The following is an 18,182-nucleotide window of genomic DNA, read 5'->3' as shown; positions in this document are numbered from 1 at the left end:
GATCTCAGTGGTGGGCCCAGGCGTGGTTCTGCAAAAAAGCTCGAATCCGCCGGGCAAAATCATCTTCCGTCCAATCGAGCAGATCGTTGTGGTCAGCCCCAGGCACCAGCCAGAGATCTGCCGGGCTGGGAGTGGCGCTGTGGAGCGATTCGCTCATCGTGACCGGCACCGAGGCATCAGCTAACCCGTGTAGGTAGAGGGTGGGCACCGACAACTGTGGCACCTTAGCCAGCGACTCAAACCGCTGGGTGAGCAACCACCGCACCGGAAACCAACTGTTGTAGGCAGACAGCGTCGCCATATCGGCCATGGAGGTAAAAGACCCCTCTACGATCAGCCCCCCCAGATGGGGAATCTGCCGCGCTAAGTCGATAGCGATGGCACCGCCCAGAGAGTGCCCGTAAATCACCAAGTGCTGGGGAGAAACGCCCTTCTCCCGGTGCAAAAACTGCCAGGCGGCCCAGGCGTCGTGATAGAGGCGCTGCTCATTGGGAAACGGCCCCGAACTCAGCCCATAGCCACGGTAGTCAACCGCCAGTACCGCAGCACCGACGGCTCGAAGGGCCGCCGCCTTAGCGAGGTTGCTCGAAATATTTCCCGCATTGCCGTGCAGGTAGAGAATGGTGAAGTCGTCAGGGCGATCTGACGGCAACCACCACCCGTGCAACTGCCCACCGTCGGCCCCGGCTACCGGTATCCATACCTCTTCGTAGCCCAACCTCAGGTCGCCAGGGGTTGCCCCCATGGCGCTACTCGGCAGATACATCAACCGCCGCTGCGACACCCACAGCCACCCGCACAACCCCACGTAAACCAGCCCTGTCACACCCAAAACACCAACCAACAACTTGATCATGGGCATGAATAACGCTTAGAAAGGTTTCACGAATAGGGCAGCAATGACAGGGGAAAAATCCGTCAAAGCCATCTTGGGAACAGACCTATTCAGCCTGCCTGCTTCTCTATTATCGGAGATCCCAGTGGTCTGCTAGCCTATCGATGTGACGGTTTTTCTACCCTGGATCAATGGATGGCTAAGGACTGTAATCAATTAGTTGCAGCCCTTAGCCTGTTTTTGGGTCGGGTGTGGTAACACTGATGACATGTCCTAGGCGATCGCAGGTATCCGCCCGTGCCACTCGGTTGCCTGCTCGTAGGCGTAACCCACCTCAAACAGCAGATCTTCGCGCAGGGCGTTGCCAATAATTTGCAGGCCAATAGGCAGCCCCTGGTCATCAAAGCCGCAGGGCAGGCTCAGCCCCGGCAGCCCCGCCAGGTTAACCGGAATGGTCATTAAGTCAGACAGGTACATGCTCAGCGGGTCGTCCACCTTTTCGCCCGCTTTGAAGGCGGTGGTAGGGGCGGTGGGGCACACCAGCACATCCACCTGGTCAAAGGCAGTCTCAAAGTCTTGCTTGATCAGGGTGCGCACCTTTTGGGCCTTGAGGTAGTAGGCGTCGTAGTAGCCCGCCGATAGGGCGTAGGTGCCGATCATAATCCGCCGCTTGACCTCGGCCCCAAAGCCCTCGGCTCGGGTTTTGGTGTACATGGTCATGAGGCTGTCATTGGCGTTACGGGCACCGTACTTGACGCCGTCGTAGCGGGCCAGGTTCGACGAAGCCTCCGACGGGGCAATGATGTAGTAGGTGGGCAACCCGTAGGGAAAGCGGGGGCAAGAGATCTCCTGAATTTCGGCCCCCAAATCCTTTAACTGCTGGATGGCTTTCTCGGTGGCGGCCCGTACGGCGGGGTCAATGCCCTCGGCAGCAAAGGTTTCGGTGATGATGCCGACTTTGCGACCCTTGAGGTCGGTCTTGAGGTGCTGGGTGTAGTCGGGCACCGGCACATCTAAACTGGTGGAGTCGCGGGGGTCGTGGCCGGCAATGCCGCCCAGCAAAATCGCCGCATCTTCGACCGTACGAGTCAGCGGGCCGATCTGGTCTAGCGACGACGCGTAGGCCACCAGGCCAAAGCGCGAGACCAACCCGTAGGTAGGCTTGAGCCCCACCACGCCACAGAAGGCCGCAGGCTGGCGAATGGAGCCCCCCGTATCCGACCCTAGAGCGACGGCGCATTCTCCCGCAGCGACGGCGGCGGCAGACCCCCCAGACGAGCCACCCGGTACCCGGCTCACATCCCAGGGGTTGCCCGTCAGGCCGTAGGCAGAGTTTTCGGTGGAGCTGCCCATGGCAAACTCATCGAGGTTGGTCTTGCCCAGGGCGATCGCCCCCGCATCCCGCAGTTTGCCCGTCACCGTCGACTCGTAGGGTGGCACAAAGTTCTCTAGAATCTTTGACCCGCAGGTGGTGCGTACCCCCTGGGTACAGAGGTTGTCTTTGAGCGCGATGGGAATGCCGGTGAGCAGGCCAATGTCTTCGCCCGCTGCAATGCGAGCATCGACCTGAGCCGCCTGGACCAGGGCCTGTTCGCCGGTCACCGTCAGATAGCTGTGAACTTTGGGTTCCAGGGCTGCAATTTGGTCAAGGTAGCCCTGGGTAATCTCTACCGCAGTGCGTTCTTTGCTGACCAACTGTTGATGCAGGGCACGGATGACAGACATGGGACTCCTTGGCGGTTAATCTGAGGCAGTGTAGCCGGGACGGCCATAAAGGCACCAAGGTACCAGTATAGGTAAGGATGGGTTATGAAACATCAAGGATGGCAAGTACGATGCAATCCCTCGGGCAGAGGCAAGCAACTGATTGGGAATTTGTTGAGGTCCACGTAGATGCGACTTCACAGATGGCTTACTCAACCTGAGCCGTCCCCTCCTTGGGAGAGGACAGTGGGCCTCCTTCTCCAGGGAGTTTTCTCAGCCCAAACTCAGGTTATTTGTGAGTACTGGTAGCAGACCACGAGGGATGCGAAAGCTATCTATGCCACCCATGGGGACAGTGCCCGTGAGGTTGAGATCATATCTTGTGATTTTTATGTTGCTGTTTATACTGTTCTCTCAGCTTTTTCAGATTTTCCCCAGGGACATCGATATTGATATCGGTTCCAGCCCCATCCAGATGCTGGCACTGTAAGTAAGCGTTAAAGGCATCGATATGAACTGAATGCACCTGTCTATCGTTGGCACGGATGTCACAGTAAATCCATCCCGTCCGAAAGGGGCAAGGGTAAATGTGAACTTCCATGCGCCTAGTAGCTCCGTCAGGTCAAGTTGCCTAACGGTTAAATCAGTTCTGTTCGACAGTTTTACAGATCGAATAATCTGATTGCACCCAACACAACCACCTCAATTGCCCATATACGACTCGCCCGTCAGCGAGAGTAACAACAGCAGCCCCGTCCACATCAGCAGAATGCTGTATAGGATCAACGCTACGCTTTGCAGCAGGAGCTTGATCAGTGCCCGGCGATGATTTTGCCTGCGGCGCATGGCCCCTGTTACATCTAGTGCGGCGGCGATCGCCAGTATCAGGGTAGCGATCGCAGCAACGACCCAGCTGCCATAGAGCACCGGCAGTGATCTAGCCCCCACCAGCGCTACCCCAGCGGCCACGGCCAAAAAAACCGCACAGACCAGTTCTACGCTGACCAGTACCGGGCTAAACCGGGTCAGGCGGCTCTGGTCAAAGGCATTTTTGGCGGTTAGGGCACCCTGTATACCAGGGAAGGTCATCAGCGCCATGCCCCGAAGCGCCTGAGCCCAGAAGGATTGCACCAGGATAAACGTCATCACCATTGCGGCCAGGAATGTCAGCCCAGAAAGCAGCTGGGCCTTGGCAAATCTAGCTCTACCCAAGGTGTTTTCCTCTTAGATTTGCGTGAATGTTTGGGTTGTGCTGGGGTTTCACTCGCCGTTTAAGCCTCAGTTCACCGAGGTTGCCGTGGGCTAGCGCTGTCGCGATCGCTGCTCAAACCCACCATCGGCAGCAAGGTCACGAGGCTACGGCTCAGACAGTCATAGATTGGTCGATCAAAGCTCCAAAGATCGGCTAATCGCTAGTCTCGCTGGCCAGGGGGGCAATGGGCTCGGCAGCGGGCCGCTGCAAACGCTGCCACAGGGCGGCAGTGGTCAGGTGCGACAGCAGTCCTAGGGGGCCAGCAAATAGGCACAGAGCCAGAGAGTGGCGAGTAAATACCCCATTCTCCTGGCCCTGCCAGTAGATCCATCGACCCACAAACAGGTCAAACACCAAAAAGTGCACCCAGCCTGTGGCGGTGACATGGGAGTTGGCAAACAGCCCCGCCAGCTCCGCTAGGCCCAGATTGGGGTCAGAAAAGGCGTCAATGCCCTCCACATTGGTAAAGCTCGTGACAAACAAAAATAGGTACACCGCTGCTAAGCCCACAAAGGGTAACCATGACCCCATCACGGTACGGGTGAGTTTGGTGTTGGGCACCAGCACCATCAGCGTCCAGAAAGGCAGCACAAATAGATTTGCGCCGTTGAACAACAGTTCCAGCAAATTGGCATCGACGGTCATGGTGCACTGGGGTAAACAACAGCTTTTAGTTTAAACAAACGTAAACCGCAGGCCCAAACACAAGCCCCAGAGATGTCTCCGGGGCTTGTGCTCAATCTATGCCTGCATTAGTCGTGCCTGCATTAGTCGCGGTTAATGGCGATCAGCAGACGCAGAATAAACACAAACAGGTTGATGTAGGTGAGGTACATCGACAGCGCCGCCGACAGGTACTGCTCGTCTTTATAGGTGCGAGGCAGAATGAAGAAATCTACTACGGAAGCGCCACAGAAGACCAGCACGCCAAAAGCTGAAATAGCGATGTCGAGAAACTGGGGAATGGGGCCGCCAAACATGGCGAAAATAAATTGACCCACCACCGCAATCAGAATGGCGACCACGCCGATGCCGATGGTTTTGGTCAGGGCAAAGCCGTCTTCTTCAGACAGGTTAGAGCCAATCTGGCGGGCGGCGATGAAGACCACCCCGCAGGCCAAAGCCGACGCACCAATGCCAGTCACACCGACCCCAGCAGTGCCCAGGGCAACGGCCAGCAGACCGCTGAGAGTGTAGCCGGTGAGCAGGCTGTAGGTCGCCAACAGGGGCAGAGCGGTGCTGTTATTGCCCTTAGAGGCGACATTCATAGCCACAAAAAACAGCGCAATCTGGGCAATGAAGGCGACCCAGAAGGTGGGCATAAAGATGGCTGGATTGCTGGCCATCACGCTCAGGCCGCCAAAGGAGCCCAGGGCGGTCAAGATCAGGCCGCCGCCCACGTAGGGCAGCGCATTTTTAATCACGTTGGGGCCGACTAGAGCCTGGCCCCTGGCCTTGCTGATAGCTTCACGAAAATTGCTGGTATTACTCAAAGCCCTATCCTCTACAACGCAATAGATTTGGCACAATAGACTTAACTGCTCCAGGAAGGGCGATCGCCCAAACTAGGCCAATCATTAGAGCTAGCTTAGCTTCTAGCCCTGGAGATTTGATTTTCCATTAGTTAGATTTTAGTCAACTTTACTGAATTGGGTGGGCAGCCTGAGGTGTGGATATCTACCCGTTAGGTGCCTGGAGTTCTCCAGCCACCTCCAGGTCAAACTCGATGAAGCCGGGTGCAGCTACCCCAGACGCCCCAGGGGCGAACCAGGGGCAACAGTTTAAGGCTATGACGCACATGAGAGTTAATATGGCACGCGCCGATCGCATTCCCGCTCAGGGCAGTGGGGGCAGCAAGTGGCCCCGGCGAAGGCAATGGGGCTATGGCCTAGTAGCGGTACTAGCGATGACTTGGGCACCGTTGACTGCGGCACAAGAAACCATCATTCGGCGATCGCCCACCCAGAGCTCCACCCAAATCATTATTCGCCAACGGCCTACCACCCTTCGCCATCCGTCGATCATTATTGTGCCGCCCTACCCGCTGCCTCGACGTGAAGACACCCAGGTTAGGGTAGAGCTCGATGCCCAGGGGAGTGAATGGGGTACCGTTTACCTCAACGGTCGCGCGGTGCACCAGCCCAGCAATTTCGATCGCCAAAAAACCCTTTACCTGCCCGCTGGAGGCTACCGACTCGAAATCACTGGCGTTGTGCGATCTGACCGCTGGGCCAGCGGCTACCTCGATCTAGGGCGCGACAACTCCCGGCTGGTGGTCGTGCGGTTTTCGCGGGAGGGGGGGGTCTCAGTGTCGGGTAGCCCCTACGTGTGGATCCCCGACTAGGGGAGCACCATTGGGAAAGCTAGAAGTGGGATCGTTAGAAGCAGGCTACTGGAGCGCCGCGATCTTGATCGCCTCGGGGTGGCCAGGGTTGCCGTGAATGATCAGGTTGCGCTGGTTGGCATGGAGGTGACGGGCGATCGCATAGATAGTCTCTACCTGGCCTGACGCCCCAGCCCGCTCAGCCAGCTCGCTCAAGGTAAGCGGTTCGGGGCTCTGGGCGAGAGCCTTGACCACCGCCTGTTGCAGGTCGAGCACCCCGGCGGCGGCCTGCTTGCCCGCCTCAACCCCCGGCTGGTGGTAGGCATTAATATTCACCAGCGAGGCGTAAAAGCCCACCGCCCGTTCATACAGGGCGATCAGAGCCCCCACGGTATGGGCGTTGACATCAGGAATGGTCAGGGTGATAGACTGGCGCTGGTTTTCGTAGAGAGCCTTGCGAGTTCCCTGCAAAAAGCCAAAGAGGAAGTCACCGCTGGTGGCACCGGGCTCCATCTCGGCTGAATCGCCGCTCCGATCCTTGAGCACTTCAATAAAGGTGACAAAGAAGCTGGCCACCCCCTCGCGCAACTGCTGCACGTAGGCATGCTGATCGGTAGAGCCCTTGTTGCCGTAGACGGCAATGCCCTGGTAGACCAGGTTGCCATCCAAATCTTTTTCCTTACCCAGCGACTCCATCACCAGCTGTTGCAGGTAGCGGCTAAACAGCAGCAAACTGTCTTTGTAGGGCAGCACCACCATGTCTTTCTCCCCCTTGCCGTTGCCCGCATAGTACCAAGCCAGGGCAATCAGGGCCGCCGGGTTGCGGCGCAGGTTAGAAACACGGGTGGCGGCATCCATTTCCTTGGCACCACCGAGAATAGAGCGAATGCTGATGTTTTGCAGGGCCGCTGGCAGTAGGCCCACCGCCGACAGCTCAGAGGTGCGACCCCCCACCCAGTCGCGCATGGGGAAGGTCGTCAGCCAGCCCTCGCTGAGAGCCTGATTTTCGAGTTTGCTGCCCCGTCCGGTGACGGCGACCGCCTGCTTGGGAAAATCTAGCCCCCGCTGCTCAAACCGGGTACGCACTTCGACCATGCCGTTGCGGGTTTCGGCGGTGCCCCCCGACTTTGAGGTGACAATTACCAGGGTGGTGGGCAGTTTGTCTTCGAGGCGGGCGAGAATGCGATCGATGCCCTCGGGGTCGGTGTTGTCGATAAAGTGAATATCCAGCGGCGGAAAGTCTGGCCCCAGGGCCTGGGCAACAAACTGCGGCCCCAGCGCTGAGCCGCCAATGCCAATGGAGAGCACATCGGTGAAGCGCGCCTGGCCGGGGGGCGTAATGCCTCCAGTGCGTACCTGACTGGCAAACTGCTCAATACTGGTGAGGGTTTCGAGGATGTCTTGCTTCAGTTCGGGGGTGGGAGCCAGGTCAGCATCTCGCAGCCAGTAGTGACCCACCATGCGGTCTTCGTCGGGGTTAGCGATCGCCCCCGCTTCTAGCGCCGCCATATCTGCAAACGCTTTCTCAAAGCGAGGCTGCATGCTGGCCACAAAGGCATCGTCAAAGCCCATGCGGCTGACATCTAAGTAAAAGCCCAGACCTTCGTGGTAGTAGAGCCAGTCTTTGTAGCGTTGCCAGAGGGCGGCTGCATCCATCCTGTCACTCCTCGGTCTCAACCGTATTCACTATCGTTACTGAGGTGCAGTTTAGAGGATCAAGACGACCGCTGTGACACTGTCGTGCCACAAAAGCGTCCAAACTGAGTCGCACATCCCAGCTAGGCTCCCCATCATCTCCCATCGGCAGGGTTTGGGGCCAGACCTAGGCCAGCGCCTTGACCTTGCGCAGTCGGCTAGAGAGGCTGCGAATCACCTCCAGGGCAAACAGCGGTGTCTCCTGCACCAAAAACATAAAGTGGGCCTTGTCTACCACCGCCAGTTTGCAGTCGGTCTTGGCCACCGCCGTAGAGGCCCGCACGGGGGGAATTTGCACCAGCGCCCCTTCTCCAAACACATCGCCATGGGCAATGGTTTCAAAGGCGTGGCCATTCACATGCATCTCTACCTCGCCCTCGATCAAACCGTACATGACATCCCCAAGCGTGCCGACCTCAAAGATGGTCTCCCCGGCCTTGACTTCGAGAATGTGGGGCGCAGTCAAAAACAGTTCAATGACTTGAGTGGGTTCTAGCATGGTGCAACGGCTCTACCAGAAATGTTGATTGTTAATCTTGCTTGGCAATCTTATAGCTCTGTTTACCCAGGCCGGGTTAACAGCACTTTAAGCCCTGCCCTCTGCCTCTTTAAGCTCCGATTCTCTACACACCAGCCTCCAGCGCCTCCTCAGGAGAAAATTTTATGCTTTCCTGAGGCCAGATCGCTACCCCAGTGCTTCTTTACAGGGGCTATGGCAAAAGACACTACCGCCTTAGTGCAGCGTCAAAACTAAAAATCAGAGTGCGCGTCGATTGGTCGGCAGGGTCGCTGATCAGCTAGCCCAAATGATTGGTTGCCAGTAGATTCTTTTGGGGGTCTGTACTAATGTGAGCTTTGCTTACTAAGCAGTAAACCCCGTGAGGAGTAGAGTCCTATGGCCAATGGTAGTGGACGTCGTGTCCGTAGTTTTTGGGAAGACTTTAAAGCATTTGCCCTGAAGGGCAACGTGGTTGATCTGGCGGTAGCGGTGATTATTGGCACTGCCTTTGGGGCTATCATCAGCTCTCTAGTAGAAGATGTGCTGATGCCCGCCATCATTAACCCGCTCCTGTCTGGGGCCGGTACCGACTGGCGCGAGGCGGTGGTAGGGCCGGGCATTCGCCTGGGCAGCTTTTTGGGCACCATCGTCGACTTTGCCATCATTGCCCTAGTGCTGTTCTTGATCATCCGCAGCTTTGAGAAGCTGAAGCGCAAGGAAGCCGTCGAGGCAGCCGAGGCGGCAGAGCTGACCATCGAGGAAAAACTCAACGACACCCTGACTCGGCTGGCCGACTACTTAGAAAGTCGTCCCCAATAGCCCCCCTTCATCCACCTCTGGATTGAACCGGCTCAAGCCTGAGATAGACAGGCACATCTTCCCAGGGCAGAGGCAAACCTGGGCCAGGCTCGCTATAGTGAAGCCTAACTTGTCGCCACTGCCCTGGTTTGTCATGCCCTCCCAGCGCCACCACCAACTCATTGAGTTTTTGCAGACCGAAATGGCGCTGTCTTCACAGGCGATCGCCATGGGGTTGCGCAAAGCGGGGCAGGCAACCAATCTTTTGCCCATGGCGCTCTGGCAATACGGCCTGGTCAGCACCGAGCAGCTCAGCCAAATTTTTGACTGGCTCGAAGACTCTCACCGGCAGCTTCCAGACATGTCTTGAGCAAAGTTCTGAAGCAAGGTGCAATGTTGCTGGCGGTGAGCATCGCCTGCCGCCAGCTGGCACACCTAAAATTCGTCGTCGCTGTAGCCTGTGGGCGCTTCGTTGTCCCTCTTTGACCCCAAAAGGTCTAGATTTTCAACTTTGATCAGAGGTTTAGAGCGGGGAGTTCCTGATGCCCGATCTTGCCAGTGGTCGAATTTGAGTGACCCGCTGACCCCGATTAGGCTGCCCTTGCGCACGTAGTTAGCCGCAATCTCAGCGGTTTTGCCCCAAAGCTCCAGGTTAAACCAATCGGGCTTGTCGTCGCGACTCGATCGCCGCCGCACCGCTAGGGTCAAATTGCACTTCACCGTGCCAGACTCAAAATATTTAACCTCTGGGTCAGTGCCCACCCGGCCTACAAGAGTTACCACATTAATCGTCATCAGCACTCGCCCAACTCACGTTTTCGCATTGTAGGCGAAACTCTGAATCATCGGACAGCACCCAGAGCGCTCTGGGCGATGTCAGGAGGCGGGCTATGGATAACCCTGAGACCAATTCTGACCACAAAAGTCTTCGGTATTTTTGTTGTCTCCTGATGGCGCTCTGCGCCCCTGCGGGAGAATGTCTTTATTTTTCCAGAGATCTCCTTATATTTGTTGGCCAATGAGCGTTGGCGTAAACCCCACACCCCCCAGCCTGTCAATACTGCGCCGCCAACGCGATGCCAGTAGCTAATTTTTCCTTACCCAATCCTTATTTTTTTACTGGACGCATCGATACGAAACGTAATAGAATCCACTTCGATATCAACGTCAATGCCCAAAGGTTTGCGCTAGCGTTGATGCTCTGTTTTTTCTAGTGTAGGGGCGTTATTGCCTGTGGCTTTCTTCGACAGATTTTCCCGCGATATGGGCATTGACCTAGGTACGGCCAATACCCTCGTATATGTTTCTGGCAAAGGGGTCGTCTTGCAAGAACCCTCTGTAGTAGCCATTGACCAGGTTGAAAAGAAACCTCTGGCGGTGGGCGAAGAAGCCAAGCGCATGCTAGGTCGTACTCCCGGCAACGTCGTAGCCCTCCGCCCCCTACGCGACGGCGTTATTGCCGATTTTGATACTGCCGAGCTCATGCTCAAGCATTTTATTCGCCAAGTGCACGAAGGGCGTACCCTGGTGTCGCCACGCATTGTGATCGGCATTCCTAGCGGTGTCACTGGGGTAGAGCGTCGAGCCGTAATGGATGCCGCCCAGCAGGCTGGGGCGCGCATGGTCTATTTGATCGACGAACCCGTAGCTGCGGCGATCGGTGCTGGGCTGCCGGTGGCCGAGCCCACCGGCAATATGATTGTCGATATCGGTGGTGGCACCACTGAGGTGGCCGTGCTTAGCCTTCAGGGCACGGTGCTGAGCGAGTCGGTGCGCGTAGCGGGCGATGAGCTGAGCGAAGCTATCTCTAGCTATATGAAAAAGGTGCACAACCTGGTCGTGGGTGAGCGCACCGCCGAAGAGATCAAAATCAACATCGGCTCGGCTTACCCCAGCCCCGACGATCACGAGATCGCTATGGATGTGCGGGGTTTACACCTGCTGTCAGGTCTGCCTCGCACCGTTACCGTCAAGAGTGCCGAAATTCGCGAGAGCATGGCCGAGCCCCTCTCAGTTATTGTTGAGGCGGTGAAGCGCACCCTAGAGCGCACCCCACCGGAACTGGCTGCCGACATTATCGATCGCGGCATTATGCTAGCCGGGGGGGGTGCCCTACTGAAGGGGCTCGATACCCTGATTAGCCATGAGACCGGCATTCTAGTTCACGTCGCCGCCGACCCACTGAGCTGCGTTGTGCTCGGCACTGGGCGTGTGCTTGAAAACTTCAGCCAAATGGGTCGGGTTTTCAGCGGGCGATCGAGCATGTAGGGCTCACCCTAGAGTTGTGCTAAGTCTAGCTCGGGGTCTGTAGTTTTCCCCAGGCAGAACTCAGCTTTCGGACTGGGATGAGGTTTATTTATAACCAACAAGTATGTTTGCCCTACGACGCTGGTGGACTCGCCACGCCCTCAAAGCTGGATTGATTACCCTGGCTGTTTCGACCGCTTGGGTGATGCGGGCCAACGATGGTGCTGTTGTCTATGAGGCCTATCACTGGCTGACTCGACCACTGCAGCCAGGTCTCAGTCGCGATGAACAGTTTGAGAGCAGCTATATTCTTGAGCTTCAGCAGCGTATTGTCGAGCTGGAGTATCAAAATCGTGCGCTACAAACTCTAGAAGCCTACACCGATGCCTTACCCATCGAGGGCATCAGGGCCGCAGTCATTGGCCGGGCTGCCGACCATTGGTGGCAGCATGCCATTCTCAATCGAGGCAGCCGCAGTGGCGTAGCCGTGGGCCACGTGGTCACCGGGCCTGGCGGGCTCGTCGGTCGGGTGGTGGCGGTGTCGCCTAGCACCAGCCGGGTGCTGTTGATCAGCGATCCGACCAGCCGGGTGGGTGCCAAAGTCAGCCGCAGCCGGGCCATGGGAGTAGTGCGGGGGCAGTCAAATAATCGGGTGGTCATTGAATTTTTTGAAAAAATTCCCGATGTCAAGGCTGGTGATGTAATTGTCACCTCGTCCTACAGCCGTCTGTTTCCTCGCGATATTCCTATCGGGCGCATCGAGTCGATCGATTTGACTAAGAGCCCTGCCCCGGAGGCTGTGATTCAGCTGTCGTCGCCTCTGCCCGTTTTAGAATGGGCGGTCATTCACCCCTTTGAGCCCCAGGAAACGGTTGACGCACCAGTGCTGCCTGGGGAAGAACCTGCGGTCATTCTTGAGGATGGGCCATGACCTCTGTGTCACGGGTTTCGTCACTGCCGGTCTGGCGACGGCCTTGGGCAATCAATAGTGCGGTGACGGCGGCATCGGTGTTGATCTGTCTGCTGCTGCTGCCCAGTCGTATACCGGGGATGGAGCTGCTGGGCGTGTCGCCCCACTGGCTGCTAATTTGGATAGTAGCCTGGAGCGTGAAGCGCACCCAGTGGGAGGCGGCGATCGCCGGTCTCGTTCTCGGCCTGCTGCAAGATGCCATGACCGCGCCCGACCCCACCCATACCCTGAGCCTGATCGTGGTGGGGGTGCTGACGGCGCGACTGCAAAAGCAGCGCTACTTGCAAGAAGACATTGTCTCGGTGGCGCTAATTGTATTTGCCATGGCCGTGATTGCCGAAACGGTGCTGGCGCTGCAAATCAGCTTTAATCAGCTCATCTCTGCCGACTCTCTCTATCCGCCCCTGGGCACAATCTGGCTCTATCATCAGCGCATCGCCCTCAGCTCAGCCATTCTCAGCAGCCTGTGGGCGCCGGCACTGTATTACCCCCTCAACCGCTGGTGGGGGCGCTTTGACCGCGACTAGAAGGCTTTACCCGCGACTAGAAGAACGGAGCAGAAATTTCTGCTCCGTTCTTCTGTTGGCTGATTATCTCTTCAAGGTGACCCGCTGCTGGAGCCTCTGGCAGGCAGTCCACAGGTCAGGCATTAGGTGGGTGGGGCGAAACCCCTGGAGATAGCTATCACTGCGGATGCCGCAGGTGACGGCAACGGTGTCGATGCCAAGAGCTTGACCCGCCATGATGTCAGCTTCAGTGTCGCCGATCATCCAGGCTTGGCTGAGGTCGTAGCCCTGGCGCTGCTGGGTGGCGATCGCCGTCCTCAATAGGTCTACCTTGTGGTTGGCCTGGTTGTTGTAGGCCGCTTCAGCCTGGGGCATGCCGTAGAGGTCGCTAATGGCCCATTCCAGATCGTGCTGAGCGAGAAACTCTAGGACCTGGTCGGGGGGGCGCAGGGTAACGAGCACTACCCGCACACCGCACTGGCGTAAAATATCGAGTCCGGCTCGGGCCTGGGGCTGCACCTGGTCGTGGTCGAGCAGGGCCGCTTGGTTGACAATACGGCTGACCTGGGCCAAAAAGGCGTCTATCTGGGGGCCGTTGAGCCCAGACCAATGGGCGATCTGGCGATCGGGTATGCGATTTTGCTTAAAAGTCCAAAACTGAGATTTGGACAGGTAGCGCACGGTTAGAGGATCTCCCTGAGCTTGGGCGGCGGCCTGTATCCACCCTAGACCCTGTCGGTAGGTGGCGTAGTAGCGGTCAGACACGTCGGCGATAGGGCCGTCGAAGTCGCAAAAAATGGTGATGGCAGACATGGTCAAAGGGAACTCCTCACGGTGGAGGGCGACTCGGCATATCACCAAACGTCACCACATATAAGTTTCGTTAATACTTTCTTTACAAAACTCAAAGCTAATTCACTGTAACAACCCAAATTCAAAATGACCACTGCGTAATTGACAGTATCTAGGGTTTGGGTGGCGGCGTTGGGCTGTAGAGGGTGGGGTGGGGCATGGCTGAGAGCAGCCTGTGCGGGCTAGAACGTTTGAAGGCTTAGGGTTTTTGGGTGGTCTAACCAATGTGAGTACAACTCTCGGGCTGAGGGTAGTGGCTCGAGTGGCAGGAACTTTGGATGGCTATGTGAGAATGGTCTCATTTAACTTTCACGGATGATTTAGACAAGATCGGCAGAATAAGGATGGGAAGTCATGTTTTCCGACAAAAATTCTCTGATTTTCTCAAAAAAACGGGATTTTAGGAACTTTGTCGACTCTTAACTCATCTTTAATCGTGAATGGCTTAATTACTTCGCTCTAAGCCGTCAGGAGGCCGTTTTGTCCACACATAGTCAGCCACAGATTTCACCCCTTCAGCCCCTGGCAGGTGCTAAAGGTAGAGCTAGGCAGCGGGGTAGTCGTGCGATCGCCCCGCCCGCCCCCGCCTCAAAGCCGCGCATTATGCTCTACTCCCACGACACCATGGGGTTGGGGCACAAGCGCCGCAATCTGCTGATTGCCCAGGCTATCGGCAGCGCCGGTCTGGAGGCCGACATTTTGCTGGTGAGCGGCATGGGCGATGCCAATCCGACCCCAGTGATTGCGGGAATGGATACACTGACTCTGCCAGCCCTCTCTAAGAACAGCGATGGCGGGTATGAGGCGCGGCGGCTGGGGTTGGGGTTGCAAGAGATTGTGCAGCTGCGATCGCAGCTCATACTGGCTGCCGTCAAAAATTTTCGCCCCGATGTGCTGATTGTCGACAACGTGCCCCGAGGCGCAGTGCGTGAGCTAGATGCCACTTTGGCATACATTCGTCGTCACCTCAGTACTCGCTGCGTGCTGGGCCTGCGCGACGTGCTCGACACCCCCGCCGCCGTCCATCGCGACTGGCAGAGAGCGGAGAATATTGCCGCCATTCGGCGCTACTACGATACGGTCTGGGTCTACGGCGACCCTAAGGTCTACGATCTGCGGCAGGAGTACCGCTTTCCTGCCGATATCGTGGCTAAGCTGCGTCCTCTGGGCTACCTCGACCCTCGCACTCGACTTCAGTACTTAACTGCCGCTGCCCACACCCAGGTGCAGCAATTGGGGCTGCCTAGCCATCGCGAACTCGTGTTTTGCCAAGTGGGTGGTGGCCAAGACGGTGCCGACCTGGCCGAAGCCTTTGCCCAGGCGACTTTTCCCCCCGGCATGGTGGGGGTGTTGCTCACTGGCCCTTTTATGCCCGCTGAGGCCAAAGCCCGTCTCTGCGCCCTCGCCCAGGTCAACCCCCGCCTGCGCCTAGTGGAATATCTGACGGAGCCCACCCTGCTGCTGAAGTCGGCCAGCCGCGTCGTGGCTATGGGCGGCTACAACACCACCTGCGAAATTCTCGCTTACCAAAAGCCTGCCCTGCTGGTGCCCCGCATTAGCCCCCGCCAAGAGCAGTGGATTCGCGGCGATCGCCTGCGCCGTCAGGGGTATATCGATCTGCTGCACCCTGATCAGCTCAGCCCCGATCGCATCAGTCAGTGGCTACGGCAGCCGATTGATCCGGCGACAGCCCCCCGACCGATCAACCTCAACGGCCTGAGAAACCTGGTAGATGAGCTGGATGGTCTGCTGGCGGTAGACTCGATGCCCGATTCCCAGGCGTGTTAGTAACACGCACTGCGGCTCTAGGGCTGAAATCTGGGGCGATCGGTGCCTGGTAATGAGCCGCGAATGCGCCCTACCACTCCGCCGTCATCTCATCCCGCCATCACCCCCTAATTAATTCCCCCCCTACTCCCATGCCCATCGCCTACATCGTCAAGCGCTACCCCCGCTACTCCGAGACCTTCATCGTCAACGAGATCCTGGCCCACGAGGCAGCGGGTACTGAAGTTCAGATCTTTGCTCTGCGGCCACCCTCCGATACCCACTTTCAGGACAAGATTTCTCGGGTGCGCGCCCCGGTCACCTACCTGCGCAAACCCGCCCAGGGGCGCAACAATCCCTCGATCACCACGCTGACGCCCAATTCGGCTACCTACTTTTGGTCAGAGCTAAAAGAGGCGGCGAAGGTGTTTCCAGATCTATGGAGCAAGCTGGCCCTGGCGGCTGAAGAGCGCTCTAGCGTGGTGTATCAGGCGACGTGGTTGGCCCAGGAAATTCGCCTGCGGGGGATCACGCACCTGCACGCTCACTTTGGCAGCGTGGCCACCAGTGTGGCACGGCTGGCGGCCCACTTTGCCGATGTACCCTACAGCTTTACGGCCCACGCTAAGGATATTTTTCATGAGTCGGTGGAGCCGGAGGATCTGCGGCGCAAGCTGCGGGATGCGGCGTCGGTAATCACGGTGAGCGACTACAACTTGGCCTACCTGCGGCAGCAGTTTGGGGCCGATGCGGGCCGGGTGCGGCGCATCTATAACGGCATGGATCTGTCGGAACTGGGCTATCGGTCTCCGGTGGGGCGATCGCCCACGATCCTCTCCGTCTGCCGCCTGGTAGAGAAAAAGGGAATTACTCACCTGATTGATGCCTGCGCTCTGCTGCGCCAGCGAGGAGTAGAGTTTAGCTGTCAGATTGTGGGCTCGGGGCCGCTGGAGGCAGACCTGCGATCGCAAATCCAAACCCTCCACCTCGACGACTGGGTAGACATTCTCGGCCCCCGGCCTCAGCAGGAAGTTTTTAAGCTCATGCAGCAGGCGGCAGTGTTTGCCGCCCCCTACGTGATTGGATCCGACGGCAACCGCGATGGCCTGCCCACCTGCCTGCTAGAATCGATGGCCCTGGGCACGCCCTGTGTGGCCACCGATGTGACCGGCATTCCCGAAGTGATTCGCGATGGCGAGACGGGGCTGCTGGTGGGCCAGGGCGATAGTGATGGGCTGGCGACAGCAATCCAGCGGTTGCTGAGCGAGGCAGAACTGCGGGAGAGATTGGCGGCGGGGGCGCGATCGCTGATCGAGGCCGAGTTTGACATTGCCCGCAACGCCGCCGAGCTGCGATCGCACTTTGAGGTTCCTGCCGTGCCCAAACTTCAGGAGGTATGACCCATGCGGATTGCCTACGTCTGTGCCGATCCAGGGATTCCCGTCTTTGGCCACAAGGGCTGCTCGATCCATGTGCAGGAGGTGATTCGCGCCCTGCGCAATCAGGGGGCCACGGTGGAGCTGTTTGCCGTGCGCTGGGGCGGTCAGCCGCCAGCAGATTTGGCCGATGTGCCGCTGCATCCCCTACCCCCTGTGCCCAAGGGTGAGCTGGCCCAGCGCGAACAGGCGGCTCTGTCGATTAACGCCGACCTCCGGACCGAACTGACCCTGGCGTCCCCCTTCGATCTGATCTATGAGCGCTACTCGCTGTGGAGCTACAGCGCCATGGAATTTGCTCAAGCCCAAGGAATTCCGGGACTGCTAGAGGTGAATGCGCCCCTGATTGAGGAGCAGGCCCAACATCGAGGGCTGGTGCATCGCGATATTGCCATGCAGGTGGCGAAGCGGGTCTTTGATGCGGCGGGGGCGATCGCGGCGGTGTCTGAGGAAGTGAAGCAGTACCTCACCCGGTGGGTCAATGGAGAGAAGGTGCAGGTGATTCCCAACGGGGTCAACCACCTTCGGTTTAGGGATGTTGTGCCGTCTTTGAACGAAAATCGGTCGTTTACGGTGGGGTTTGTCGGTTCTCTCAAACCCTGGCATGGCCTGGCTCACCTGGTCAATGCCTTTGACCAACTCCATCAACGGGTGCCCGACGCCCGGCTCTTGATCGTGGGCGACGGCCCAGAGCGGGAGGCGCTGGAGGCTGACCTGGCTCAGCGCCAGATTCAGACCGTCACTCGCCTGACCGGAGCAGTGCCCCCGGAGCAGATCCCCGCCCTCCTGGCCGAGATGGATGTGGCGGTGGCCCCCTATCCCGCCAGCACGAACTTCTATTTTTCGCCGCTGAAGGTGGTGGAGTATATGGCGGCGGGGCTGCCGGTGGTGGTGAGCGACATCGGCCAGCTGCGGCATCTGGTGGTGCCCAACAGTACCGGTTTGCTGTGCCCACCGGGGGATGAGGGGGCGCTGGCAGCAGCGCTAGAGCAGCTCTGGGCCGATCGCGATCGCCGTGCTGCCCTGGGCTGCGCCGCCCGCCAGCACATTCTCGCCCACCACACCTGGGATGCCGTGGCTGAGCAGATTTTGGCGATCGCCCAATCCCAACCCGTCACCCATCCCGTAGGATGCATTCGCGCAGCAATGCACCGCCCCTAATCGGTTGAAAAGCCACCCCCACCCACCCTGTAGGATGTATTCGCCTAGGCAAGGCTGACGCCAACGCCCAGCAATGCACTGCCCCTAACCGGTTGGAAAGCCCAGCTCTGAGCCGTGAATTGGTGGATACACCCTAC

The 18,182-nt window shown here is 58.1% G+C and carries 18 protein-coding genes; 9 read left to right on the top strand and 9 right to left on the bottom strand.

Annotation, left to right across the window (positions count from 1 at the left end):
• Nucleotides 1-4 precede the first annotated feature (4 nt).
• The 5 genes from AC0QKW_RS14210 to AC0QKW_RS14190 form a co-directional block, all read right to left on the bottom strand.
• The gene (locus tag AC0QKW_RS14210) at nucleotides 5-856 is read right to left on the bottom strand and encodes an alpha/beta hydrolase (RefSeq protein WP_473151732.1); all 852 of its coding nucleotides are present in this window, start codon (nucleotides 854-856) and stop codon (nucleotides 5-7) included.
• A gap of 252 nt (nucleotides 857-1,108) precedes the next feature.
• Nucleotides 1,109-2,560: an Asp-tRNA(Asn)/Glu-tRNA(Gln) amidotransferase subunit GatA gene (gene gatA / locus AC0QKW_RS14205; protein WP_473151731.1), complete on the bottom strand. Its 1,452-nt coding sequence runs from the start codon at nucleotides 2,558-2,560 to the stop codon at nucleotides 1,109-1,111.
• Between the two features lie 681 nt (nucleotides 2,561-3,241).
• Nucleotides 3,242-3,751, bottom strand: a complete 510-nt coding sequence (locus AC0QKW_RS14200; protein WP_473151730.1) for a hypothetical protein — start codon at nucleotides 3,749-3,751, stop codon at nucleotides 3,242-3,244.
• Between the two features lie 193 nt (nucleotides 3,752-3,944).
• Complete coding sequence (locus tag AC0QKW_RS14195; protein ID WP_473151729.1) at nucleotides 3,945-4,436, bottom strand: ABA4-like family protein; 492 nt, start codon at nucleotides 4,434-4,436, stop codon at nucleotides 3,945-3,947.
• Between the two features lie 122 nt (nucleotides 4,437-4,558).
• Entirely contained in the window at nucleotides 4,559-5,284 is a 726-nt protein-coding gene (locus tag AC0QKW_RS14190; protein ID WP_473151728.1) for a Bax inhibitor-1/YccA family protein, read from the bottom strand.
• Nucleotides 5,285-5,601: 317 nt separating this feature from the next.
• Between AC0QKW_RS14190 and AC0QKW_RS14185 the strand changes: the two genes are divergently transcribed.
• The gene (locus AC0QKW_RS14185; protein ID WP_473151727.1) at nucleotides 5,602-6,135 is read left to right on the top strand and encodes a hypothetical protein; all 534 of its coding nucleotides are present in this window, start codon (nucleotides 5,602-5,604) and stop codon (nucleotides 6,133-6,135) included.
• Between the two features lie 45 nt (nucleotides 6,136-6,180).
• Here the strand turns inward: AC0QKW_RS14185 and AC0QKW_RS14180 are convergent, their stop codons facing one another.
• Nucleotides 6,181-7,770, bottom strand: coding sequence for a glucose-6-phosphate isomerase (locus tag AC0QKW_RS14180; protein WP_473151726.1), 1,590 nt, complete (start codon nucleotides 7,768-7,770; stop codon nucleotides 6,181-6,183).
• 166 nt (nucleotides 7,771-7,936) lie between these two features.
• A complete protein-coding gene (locus AC0QKW_RS14175) occupies nucleotides 7,937-8,308 on the bottom strand; it encodes a cyclic nucleotide-binding domain-containing protein (RefSeq protein WP_473151725.1) in 372 nt (123 codons plus the stop codon).
• A gap of 396 nt (nucleotides 8,309-8,704) precedes the next feature.
• Between AC0QKW_RS14175 and mscL the strand changes: the two genes are divergently transcribed.
• Together mscL and AC0QKW_RS14165 are read left to right on the top strand one after the other, a co-directional pair.
• Complete coding sequence (mscL, locus tag AC0QKW_RS14170) at nucleotides 8,705-9,127, top strand: large conductance mechanosensitive channel protein MscL (RefSeq protein ID WP_473151724.1); 423 nt, start codon at nucleotides 8,705-8,707, stop codon at nucleotides 9,125-9,127.
• Between the two features lie 97 nt (nucleotides 9,128-9,224).
• Nucleotides 9,225-9,476, top strand: a complete 252-nt coding sequence (locus tag AC0QKW_RS14165; protein WP_473151723.1) for a DUF2949 domain-containing protein — start codon at nucleotides 9,225-9,227, stop codon at nucleotides 9,474-9,476.
• Nucleotides 9,477-9,541: 65 nt separating this feature from the next.
• Here AC0QKW_RS14165 and AC0QKW_RS14160 read toward each other — a convergent pair whose 3' ends face one another.
• Nucleotides 9,542-9,901 (bottom strand): single-stranded DNA-binding protein, encoded by a 360-nt coding sequence (locus AC0QKW_RS14160; RefSeq protein WP_473151722.1) that lies wholly within the window; start codon nucleotides 9,899-9,901, stop codon nucleotides 9,542-9,544.
• Between the two features lie 438 nt (nucleotides 9,902-10,339).
• On the opposite strand from AC0QKW_RS14160, the gene AC0QKW_RS14155 reads away from it, so the two are divergent.
• From AC0QKW_RS14155 to mreD, 3 genes are all read left to right on the top strand, one after another.
• Nucleotides 10,340-11,374, top strand: a complete 1,035-nt coding sequence (locus AC0QKW_RS14155) for a rod shape-determining protein (protein ID WP_473151721.1) — start codon at nucleotides 10,340-10,342, stop codon at nucleotides 11,372-11,374.
• A 103-nt stretch (nucleotides 11,375-11,477) separates the two neighbouring features.
• Nucleotides 11,478-12,284 carry a rod shape-determining protein MreC gene (mreC, locus tag AC0QKW_RS14150; protein ID WP_473151720.1) on the top strand — a complete coding sequence of 269 codons (807 nt, stop codon included), beginning with the start codon at nucleotides 11,478-11,480 and terminating at the stop codon, nucleotides 12,282-12,284.
• Complete coding sequence (gene mreD / locus AC0QKW_RS14145) at nucleotides 12,281-12,850, top strand: rod shape-determining protein MreD (protein ID WP_473151719.1); 570 nt, start codon at nucleotides 12,281-12,283, stop codon at nucleotides 12,848-12,850. Before mreC ends, mreD begins: the two co-directional genes overlap by 4 nt.
• Before the next feature lie 63 nt (nucleotides 12,851-12,913).
• On the opposite strand, the gene AC0QKW_RS14140 is transcribed toward mreD, so the two are convergent.
• A complete protein-coding gene (locus AC0QKW_RS14140; RefSeq protein WP_473151718.1) occupies nucleotides 12,914-13,642 on the bottom strand; it encodes an HAD family hydrolase in 729 nt (242 codons plus the stop codon).
• Between the two features lie 642 nt (nucleotides 13,643-14,284).
• On the opposite strand from AC0QKW_RS14140, the gene AC0QKW_RS14135 reads away from it, so the two are divergent.
• The 3 genes from AC0QKW_RS14135 (at nucleotide 14,285) to AC0QKW_RS14125 (ending at nucleotide 18,045) form a co-directional block, all read left to right on the top strand.
• Nucleotides 14,285-15,469, top strand: a complete 1,185-nt coding sequence (locus tag AC0QKW_RS14135; RefSeq protein WP_473151717.1) for a glycosyltransferase family protein — start codon at nucleotides 14,285-14,287, stop codon at nucleotides 15,467-15,469.
• Nucleotides 15,470-15,600: 131 nt separating this feature from the next.
• The gene (locus AC0QKW_RS14130; RefSeq protein ID WP_473151716.1) at nucleotides 15,601-16,848 is read left to right on the top strand and encodes a glycosyltransferase family 4 protein; all 1,248 of its coding nucleotides are present in this window, start codon (nucleotides 15,601-15,603) and stop codon (nucleotides 16,846-16,848) included.
• Between the two features lie 3 nt (nucleotides 16,849-16,851).
• Entirely contained in the window at nucleotides 16,852-18,045 is a 1,194-nt protein-coding gene (locus AC0QKW_RS14125) for a glycosyltransferase family 4 protein (protein WP_473151715.1), read from the top strand.
• Nucleotides 18,046-18,182: the final 137 nt, after the last annotated feature.

Source organism: Pseudanabaena sp. PCC 9330 (assembly GCF_055795045.1).
The sequence above is the reverse complement of the archived record's forward strand: the minus strand, read 5'-3'. Positions and strand labels throughout refer to the sequence as shown.